This is a genomic window from Deltaproteobacteria bacterium (genome assembly GCA_018668695.1).
GTDB lineage: Bacteria > Myxococcota > XYA12-FULL-58-9 > XYA12-FULL-58-9 > JABJBS01 > JABJBS01.
In genome coordinates this window covers 1-8,998 of record JABJBS010000016.1, presented here as the reverse complement: position 1 = coordinate 8,998, position 8,998 = coordinate 1, and the positions used below count along the sequence as shown (strand labels likewise).

General features: G+C 49.1%; 6 protein-coding genes and 1 pseudogene. 3 read left to right on the top strand and 4 right to left on the bottom strand.

Features of this window, described 5'->3' with window-relative positions; translation table 11 throughout:
- Window positions 1-15: 15 nt before the first annotated feature.
- Window positions 16-885: a carbon-nitrogen hydrolase gene (locus HOK28_00705; GenBank protein ID MBT6431578.1), complete on the bottom strand. Its 870-nt coding sequence runs from the start codon at window positions 883-885 to the stop codon at window positions 16-18.
- 443 nt (window positions 886-1,328) lie between these two features.
- Between HOK28_00705 and HOK28_00700 the strand changes: the two are divergent.
- Window positions 1,329-1,427, top strand: a pseudogene (locus tag HOK28_00700) (prepilin-type N-terminal cleavage/methylation domain-containing protein).
- A gap of 417 nt (window positions 1,428-1,844) precedes the next feature.
- Here the strand turns inward: HOK28_00700 and HOK28_00695 are convergent.
- The 3 genes from HOK28_00695 to HOK28_00685 all read right to left on the bottom strand — a co-directional run bounded on the left by HOK28_00695 (window position 1,845) and on the right by HOK28_00685 (window position 5,607).
- Window positions 1,845-2,198 (bottom strand): PilZ domain-containing protein, encoded by a 354-nt coding sequence (locus HOK28_00695; protein ID MBT6431577.1) that lies wholly within the window; start codon window positions 2,196-2,198, stop codon window positions 1,845-1,847.
- Window positions 2,199-2,311: 113 nt separating this feature from the next.
- On the bottom strand, window positions 2,312-4,135 hold the full coding sequence (locus tag HOK28_00690; GenBank protein MBT6431576.1) for a sigma-70 family RNA polymerase sigma factor: 1,824 nt from the start codon (window positions 4,133-4,135) through the stop codon (window positions 2,312-2,314).
- A 389-nt stretch (window positions 4,136-4,524) separates the two neighbouring features.
- Window positions 4,525-5,607: a hypothetical protein gene (locus tag HOK28_00685; GenBank protein MBT6431575.1), complete on the bottom strand. Its 1,083-nt coding sequence runs from the start codon at window positions 5,605-5,607 to the stop codon at window positions 4,525-4,527.
- Window positions 5,608-5,911: 304 nt separating this feature from the next.
- On the opposite strand from HOK28_00685, the gene HOK28_00680 reads away from it, so the two are divergent.
- Window positions 5,912-7,717: a hypothetical protein gene (locus HOK28_00680; GenBank protein MBT6431574.1), complete on the top strand. Its 1,806-nt coding sequence runs from the start codon at window positions 5,912-5,914 to the stop codon at window positions 7,715-7,717.
- 249 nt (window positions 7,718-7,966) lie between these two features.
- The gene (locus tag HOK28_00675) at window positions 7,967-8,833 is read left to right on the top strand and encodes a hypothetical protein (GenBank protein MBT6431573.1); all 867 of its coding nucleotides are present in this window, start codon (window positions 7,967-7,969) and stop codon (window positions 8,831-8,833) included.
- The last annotated feature ends 165 nt before the right edge of the window (window positions 8,834-8,998 follow it).

Sequence of the window (8,998 nt, the reverse complement as noted above, 5' to 3'; positions counted from 1 at the left end):
GTGATTATTTGATGGTCACTCATCTATAAATCTCTTTTGTAGGGGACCATACGAATCGATTCGCCGGTCTCTAAAAAATGGCCATTCTCGGCGCATTAACTCAGCCGCTGCTAAATCGCACTCTGCCACAAGGTTAGAAGCTTGGTCGTCCTCAGCTTGCACTAGGATTTCACCCATGGTGCCGGCTACAAAGGAGCGGCCCCAAAATGCCATGTCACCTTCGCTACCAGTTCGATTGACGGCAACGACGTAAGCTCCGTTGGCGATGGCATGGGCTCGCATCGAGATTTCCCAGCCTTGTGCATATTTTTCACGAAGTTCTGGTTCGTCGCGACTCCAGCCAATGGCGGTGGGGTAGAAAATAATATCGGCACCGGCTAGGGCGGCGAGTCGTGCACCTTCTGGAAACCATTGGTCCCAGCAAATCAAGACACTGATCTTCGCATACCGGGTTTCAAAGACCTTGAAGCCAAGGTCACCAGGGGCGAAGTAGAACTTCTCCATAAAGCCAGGGTCATCTGGGATATGCATTTTGCGGTAGATGCCTAGATGAGACCCATCAGCGTCCAGCACTGCAGCACTGTTATGATAAAGACCAGAGGCCCGTCGTTCGAAGAACGGGACAATAATTACGGCTTCTAATTCTTTGGCTAAATCCTGAAACCGCTGAATGATCTCACCATCGCCTGCGTGAGCGAGTTCAAAGTGGTCGTAATTTTCCTCGTGACAAAAGTAGAGCGTACCGACGAGTTCCTGGAGGCAAATAATCTGTGCACCTTTTTGGGCGCAATCTCGGATGCCGGCCTCTGCCTTCGTGAAGTTTGCTGCGGTGTCGGGTCCACAGGTCATTTGTACCATGCCGACTCTAACGGGTTGGGCTGCCATAACTGCCTCCACAAGAATTTATCCTGATTTTATGATTATTGAGGTGATCGTATCAGAGACTTCTTCGGCATCTCTAGGTTTACCGATTATTCTCGAGTTTCTATTTCAAGCGAACTGCTTTTAGGCGGGCAATTCGGGTTTCTCAACTGTATGTTATTTCTTACATTTTATAGAAATATGAAAAAAAAGAACGCAAGATTAACCTTTGCTGTGTACGGATGAGGGATACAAGATTGTGTGTCGAAGATCAGCAGAAACGTTCGGAAAAGTTGTCAATACCGTCTTTATCGGGTTGGCAAAGGCGGTGTAGCCGTTTAGACTACATTTACCTGCTGCATCAGACACGGATCCATAGTATAGTGGGTTGCAAGTATGGACGCTTTGACCGGGCGGCACATACGAAGTGACTGGGGACGTAAGTAACGGGAAACGAGGGATTATCCATGAATCGAATCTGCCGAAAGTCAGAAGCGGGATTTACGCTTATTGAGCTGACAACTGTTGTTGCCATCCTAGGGATCTTGGTAGCATTGGTAACACCAATGTTTCAGAATTACCTAATCAAGACCAAGGTGACTGAACTAGATTCTGTTGCCTACGGCGCAAAGACAACGATTGAAGATTACGCACGGTTTAAGGAAAAACTTCCCGACAGCGAAAATGACGTCGACTTAAACCCGTTGACTGAGCCTAAGTATCTCAAGGCTATGTCGTGGAATGACGGAACGCTTACCATCGAAGCCAACTCTGATCGTCTTGGATTACCCGACGACCAAGAACTGTCGCTTGTTTACGAAGCAATGGTTGATGACGGAAATATCCAGTGGGTTTGTACGGCTTATGGTGCAACACGATTCGCGCCTCGAGAGTGCGGAGACGGCGTATAATTTAAGAGTAGGTTCTTCTTGATGACGCGGCCCGGCCGGGTGGCGTCCCTTATACTTCCAGTTCAATCAGCTTTAATACTCAACGGCAGTCGTACTCTCGGTAAGTATGGCCTTGAGCTTCTCTACCCGTTCCATTATCTCATCTTCATTTAGGTCAAACTTAACACCGACGAGTTTCGTATCTGGATCTCGCCAGAGTATTTCCCCGTCAATGGTTACCGTAAGAAAGAAGTCTGGGACTTCGATGGATATTTTTATTTTGTCCCCGACGTCAGCTTGCCATGTTGGGATTCCCTTTACGCACATTCCGCCGATGGATAAATCCCTAGCCCGGGCGCTCGTTTGACCGCCGCTGGCTAAATGAATCTTGATTTCGTAGTTCACGTCGTAACGTGGATAGTGACGTCTTTCACTTTCATCGCTCATGCTCTACCGCCATTGCTGTATCTGTACTTAAGAGTAGACCGCATATCGAGGTATTGGGCAATACAGGAATGTAGGCAGGGAGGGGCTTGGCGTGTGAAAAGCCTAAAAGGGAATCAATCGACGAATTCGCTGAGTCGCTTCGTACGGGCAGGATGTCGCAGCTTCTTAAGAGCATTTGCCTCGATCTGACGAGCGCGTTCGCGTGTAATTTGAAAGTCACGACCAAGGTCCGCGAGTGTATGAGCTGTGTTCCCAGCCATGCCGTATCGAAGCTCGACCACACGTCTTTCCCGCGGATTGAGAACCTCTAAGGCTTTGTCCATTTCTTGGGTGAGCTCAAAATTGATCACAGAAACGGTTGGGTTAACCGCCTTACCGTCTGCAACAACGTCACGAAGAACACCCTCGGACTCAGCGCCGATGCTCATATCCAATGAGATGGGTTCTGAAACCAGCTGGCTAATAGCGCGGATTTGCTCAAGAGGAACTTCCATCTTGTCGGCAATATCTTGAAGGGTGGGTTGTTCACCCATTTGCTTAGCTAGGTAACGCTTGAGCCGGGTAAACTTTTTTATGGTCTCAGCCATGTGAACAGGCACCCGAATGGTTCGAGCTTTATCTTCAATGGCCCGGGCGATGGCTTGTCTGATCCACCAAACGGAGTATGTTGAGAACTTGTGTCCGAGCCGATAATCAAATTTCTCAACCGCCCGCATCAAACCAATATTGCCTTCTTGGATGAGATCAAGAAAGGTCATGCCTTGGTTCATGTATTGCTTTGCGACAGATACAACCAAGCGTAAATTCCCCTCGATTAACTTCTTCCGCGCTTTATCGACGCGGTAAAGATTTTGCTCAAGGCTATCAACAAGACTTAACAATTCGTCTACCGACAGCCCGGTCTCACGTTCATAGCGAGTCATCAATTTTATGTAGCTTGACGCCATGGCGTGAGCTTCTGGCCATTCTTTAGATACCTTGTTCCATTCGGGAAGACCTTTTTGAATTTGGCTCAAGCTGTAAGGTGTGGCCTGTACTGCTTCCTGGGCTTCACGTGCTCTTTTACGAATTCGCTTCACCTTCAGACGAATCGCCTCAATGATGGTTTCTCGCATTTTCGGATGCAGACTGGTGTGCTCTAAAAATTGACCAATGTCGGTCAGTGATTTCTTGCGGGTAGCGAGCGCACTGGACTTTGATTCTTGCTTCGGGCGAAAGCTCGCCTCGAAATCGCTCCATGCCTTTTGCAGGGGTGCAAGATAGATGTCGAGTTGTTGCCGAACCTTATGGACAGGTTCAGCATCCGGAAGAGGTTTAGGAGCCGGGGGTAAATCTTTGAGGTCGATTAAACGGTCCCCGCGAAGCGCACCGCAGTTGACCAAACGATGCCCTCGTAAGAGCTCCTTGGCGCACATTGGAATCTGGCGGAGAATATGGTCCACCTCGAGGTTGCCTTCCTCAATTTGTCTTGCGAGATAAACCTCGTCTTCACGCTTGAGAAGACCTTTGCTTCCCATGGCACGCATATAAATACGCATGGGCTCCATGCTTGATTCTGAGCCTGAGCCCAGGACCTTGGACTCAAGAGCTTGAGAGCGCACGGCCAATGGTCGACCGGCCTTGTCTTCGATGGGAATAGCATTCTCTGCGAGAATCTCGCTGAGCCGCTTCCATTTGTCCTTGGTGGGCTTTTTACCCAGGGCTTCCCGTATATCTTCGACAGTAAGGATGCCATCAGCTTTACCGCGTCGGAGGAGTTCAGTTAGAGCCGGCGTGAGACGCCGTCTACGAACTGTTCCAGTCGATGAAGTCGCCAAGTCAGCCTTGACGCTTCTTAGGGTGGTACTCACTCTGAAATCGGCTAATAACGAATCTGCCGAAACAAGAGGTATCTCTGTTGCGCTAAAGTTTTGGGCCATTAAGAGTGTAGACGCCATGTAAGGCTCCCGTTGTGAGATGTTTTCACAAAAAATCGAACGCTGCTTATTGGCTATGGACACGAACAAGTCGGTCATCTCTTTATTTGCAAGGGTAGTGCCACGACCGACAGGGCTTGTCGTTATGGCCTCAAAATTGACGGGTGAGTTTCCCGTCTAGGGCTAAACACACGGTATAGTTAGGATATTTTACTGATAAAAAGTAAGGCTTTTCGGAAGCTGTGTCGGGGACATCGGAGAGGAATGTAAGCAGGGGGACAATCCTTGTGGGTTTTCATGCAAGAATTGTTGTTTATGGGCAGTTTGAGGGCCCGATCTTTTTTTGGGAAGTGCAGAGTATGCAGCTACTCGGGCTCGTAGAGAAGATAAATATGAGGCGGCTTTCGGTCTCAATACCAAACGTAGAGCTTTAAGCTTACAATAGTGTAGGGAAGAAGGTCGTTTGGGTTGGTGTTGTCGTATTCGAGGCCGTTGGCCAAGAGAATGTCAAAATCCAGAGTATTCTCGCCAGCTTTTACGTCTCGAGTGATGTCGACTCGGTTACCAACGCTGATAGCACCCGGGCACCAGCCGTTTCTGGGATATTCCCAGGTGCCGTATTGAGGGCTTACCGGATTTTGGTCACAGTCTGCACGCCATGGATTGATGGGGTAGTTTACGTCGTTGATGAGCACATCGTGCTGCATCTGGCAAAACTCAGCGCAGTTGTTGGTATTATTGAACGAATGGCCCGTTGTGATGAGATGAGCCTCAACTTTACGAATCTGCTGGTCCGGTAGACTAAATGTAAATGGCTCGACCTGGCTATCGACATTACTTTCGGTTTCTATTTCTCCTACCGTAATACTGCGGCGGCTCCAGACATTGATGATTTCTTTGGGCCGTGCATCTGTGCCCGGGTAGAACACAAAGCTTACGCTGGTTCGCCAACCTTCACCTTGATTGTGTCCTTCGCCGACCCATGTGTCGATCCATGAGGTGATGGCTTTATTACCCTGAAGAAGCGGAGCCATGGGCGTCACGTCGATGTATTGGCACATGGCGATTTTGTAAGGCGTAATAAATCGAGCCAGTTCTACATGCTCTTGGTTCTCAGGCTCTGCTTCCGGATTCGTCACCATCTGGATGCTTGCTGACCGGTCCCAGTGATCGCAAAGACCGTTTTCTGGGCATTCAAGGCGAACAATCATGCCAATTTGAGCCCAAGAACCGGTTTCGGGAAAGCTCACATCGGCGCTGACGTCCCGTGTATTCTCGGTTCCAAACCGCTGATAGACCTGCTCGAGCGCTGGAACGACGGTTGCTTCAGCTGGGAAGGTACTGGTGTCTGGGCATTCAAACCATGGAGCGGCCGCATCAAAGTCATAGAGTTCAGCCGTGACGATGGGCTCGCTGGGGCCGCTAGGCTCCGCATCACTGCAGGCTTGGGTCATGACCAAGGTGAGACCTATTACTAGGAGGGTGCGATTCATTTTTAATCTCCAGCTTACTGTTTCTCATTCATTATCCCAGGCTCGCTCTCTCGACAATCTGTCTCTCGGAGGCGAGCCATCGATGGTTAGCCTATTCTGTGCGCCGAAATAGTGGCGCAAGTGTTTAAGGGTGACGCGCCGAATTCTGCCAAACCAGGTATCGCTGACGGGTCACCGAGTTACTTTATGAACGATAATTAGAACAATGCTCAATAATTACGACTATGTTGTCGCGAGCCGTTTTTTTGGCATGTGTTGTGCTTGGTCATTGAGGAATTACAGTGAATGCAAATGAGGACGTACTATGAATTTGAGAATCAATCACAACGGACGCCAAAGACTGAGTGTTTTGGTAGGTGTGGCAACTTTAATGATGGCAACGGGCTGTGGCGAAATGAATGCCCCCGAAGCATCGGTTGATATCGACTATAACCATACGCAGACCGAAGAAGAGTTGTTTAGCTCGTGGTGGGAATCTGTAGCCTCTTGGCTTGGCTGGGGAACCTACGGGACGTCTACAGACCGCGGAGAAGAGACTGTAGAAGTTGATAAAGAACTTCGTTACAGCGATTTTACCCACGTCGGGAAAAAAGTTTTAGACGTTCTAGAAGACGATTTTGCAACAGAGAAATACCGCACATGGAATTTCAGTGGTGATGCGCAAGTAGAAGGTGATTGGATTCTCCAAACTCCAGATGTTTGGAATAAACCAGCTCGAGACTTGCCGGTCTCCACGAAGTGCAGCGCTGATCAGTATGGTTGTAACGAAGACTTCGGAATGCTCTCTTGCTATTCTGATTCAGATTGCGACAACGGCGGTGTTTGCCGGCTGGTCCAGGCTACGGTCACTCACCCTTACGGCGCAGCTGCAAAACTTTGTGTTGGTCACTCTGATGGCTTTGTAGATGAACTTTACAACACGATGATTGAAGCCGATGAGTTCTTGGATATTTCGACGCTAACAGCACCAGATGGTCGATTTCTAGCGGCCATGAGAAACGCGATGACTTACCTTGGAAATACGGGCAAGAGCGTTCAGGTACGTATTGTTTACGGTGGTATCCCCGGAATGGGACCTTCGAGCTTGGTTGAGGAGCTGACGAGAGACTTAAATGGTCAATCGAATCTGACAATCAACGCAGGTACATACAATATGGGACTCGACTCGTGGAATCACTCAAAGATTATCGCAGTAGATGGTAAGAAGCTTGTAACCGGTGGACACAATATGTGGACTGACCACTATCTAACCGCGGCTCCGATTCACGACCTTTCTATGAGACTTACGGGAACAGTTGCAGATGATGCACACTATTTCTTAAATGAACTCTGGGACACGACGTGTGAGAACTACTACTTTACAGGTATGACCCGGCGCGCGGTTTATCCTTCTTGGCGCAGCACATGCCCAGCTCGATGGGATGGTGCTTTGGCCGACTCTTCAAAAGATGGTGCACGGATGATTTCGGTTGCACGCTTGGGAGCCCTGGGACTCGACCCTGCCGACAAGGCAATGTTGGCCATGATTCGCTCTGCGCAAACCTCGCTTAAGCTTTCTCTTCAAGACATTGGACCTGTGCAAATTGGTGGTGGCTTGACTCTTTCGGGATGGCCGCAAGAAGTTCTTGAGGAACTCGCAAGAGCGGTTGTACGCGGAGTCGATATCTACATGGTTCTAAGTTCGCCGAGTTCTATCCCAGGAGGTCTCAATGGAGCATCTGCTAATTATGGCAATGGCTGGACTCCAACCGAGGTTACTGAGAAAGCGATGGAATGGTTAGAGACTCGACCCGACCTCATTCCCGCAGGAAAAAATGTTCGTGATTTATTCTGTGAGCATGTTCACTCGTCTTACCTACGCTTCTCCGATGATGCAGCATGGGATGGCGGTGAGAATATTGGAAACCATTCAAAGTTCTTCATCGTCGACGACATCGCTTTTTACCTGGGGTCACAGAATCTTTATCCGTCGAACTTGGCTGAGCATGGTTTGATAGTGGATGACGTGAATATTACCAGCCAGATTATAACGCAGTATTGGTCACCTATGTGGGACCATGCTGGGCCGACTTCTGAGTCGGGCTTTGAGGCTGGGCGCTGCCAGCTCTAAATTTAAATGATGAGAGCAGGGCGCCATGAGCGCCCTGTTTTTTTCTTCGCTCCGGCCCTGTAGTGCAATGTAAGTGTGTGGGCGATAATTCAAGATATATGCATACCAATAAGTCGCTTTTTGCGACTTTTTTCGATCAGAATAGACAAATTAACAACTTGAGCGGAAAAGTTTTCCTAAAGTTTTCGTCGACGGGTCATATGTCTGCGACTATCGTTTAATGTAGAACACACACCCACGGGAGCCCATATGCGTTTTGGATATTCTCTTCTCTCCATTTGTTTTGCTTCATGGCTTTTACTTGGATGTACAACCCACCAGGTTCATTCTTCAGCTCGTGTGCAGGTCACGGCGGACAACTTTGCTCCAAGCGAGACGCAGACTATAGATACGCTCTTAAGGGTTTCAGCAACGAGCCGGCTGGTAACCGGCATCGACCACTGGATGATCGGGCGAATTCAAAAGCAGTTTGATTCTGTCTCGGAGACAACATTGATGCCAATCTTCGAATCGGCGATGGAGAATTTCGCTGAAGATAATATTATGAGCGGCGTGAAGGTCAGCGTTTCTCAGCATTACCATAGCCAGTATATGGCTCAGCTTCTAAACTGGTACGATTCAGGTATTGGTAAGGCATACAGCTCACGCTCCACCCAAGTGGATACAAACTCTGCCGAGTTCAAAGCTTGGTTTCAGGTTGCGGATTTTGAGACTCCTCAGGCAAGCTTGGTGCGCGAGATCTTGGACGTATCGCAAACTCTAGAAATGATTGAGACTCGGATGCTCGTTCCTCATCAGGGCATGTCGATGGGCTGGCAGCAGGCCAGTCGCCGCGCGGGCATTCAGGCAACAGGCTATCCCGAATCTTCCATCAATACCCAGATCGTGAAGGCCCAAAATGTTGCGGTCATGTGTGCCATGTATAAATACCGCGATTTAAGCGCAGAGCAGCTGCGTGAAATCATCGTATTTGAGAAGAGTTCCGCAGCACGTTGGTATTATGGCGTCATTCACAATGGAATGCAGAATGCTTTATACCAAGCGAGTCGTCGCATGAGTGAAGGTATGACTCGAAGTGTGATGCTTCGCGTAGAACGAGAAATGCCGAAAACCTAGACCCCGGTCTTAGCTGTAGCCCCTTTATTGGGGCTCTTTATCCCCAGCGTATCCCCTCATGTAGGCAAACCGCCACCACCCTCCTATAGGCCCGTATGCACACCTTTGACAGGGTGTCGGAATTTCTGACGGCTTCCCGTCAAGCCTGGCTTGAAACCTCTATGT

What these genes read in the sequence shown, in the direction of transcription:
- HOK28_00690 (MBT6431576.1), bottom strand. Translation starts at nt 4,135, where the DNA reads ATGGCGTCTACACTCTTAATGGCCCAAAACTTTAGCGCAACAGAGATA.
- HOK28_00705 (MBT6431578.1), bottom strand. Translation starts at nt 885, where the DNA reads ATGGCAGCCCAACCCGTTAGAGTCGGCATGGTACAAATGACCTGTGGA.
- HOK28_00680 (MBT6431574.1), top strand. Translation starts at nt 5,912, where the DNA reads ATGAATTTGAGAATCAATCACAACGGACGCCAAAGACTGAGTGTTTTG.
- HOK28_00695 (MBT6431577.1), bottom strand. Translation starts at nt 2,198, where the DNA reads ATGAGCGATGAAAGTGAAAGACGTCACTATCCACGTTACGACGTGAAC.
- HOK28_00675 (MBT6431573.1), top strand. Translation starts at nt 7,967, where the DNA reads ATGCGTTTTGGATATTCTCTTCTCTCCATTTGTTTTGCTTCATGGCTT.
- HOK28_00685 (MBT6431575.1), bottom strand. Translation starts at nt 5,607, where the DNA reads ATGAATCGCACCCTCCTAGTAATAGGTCTCACCTTGGTCATGACCCAA.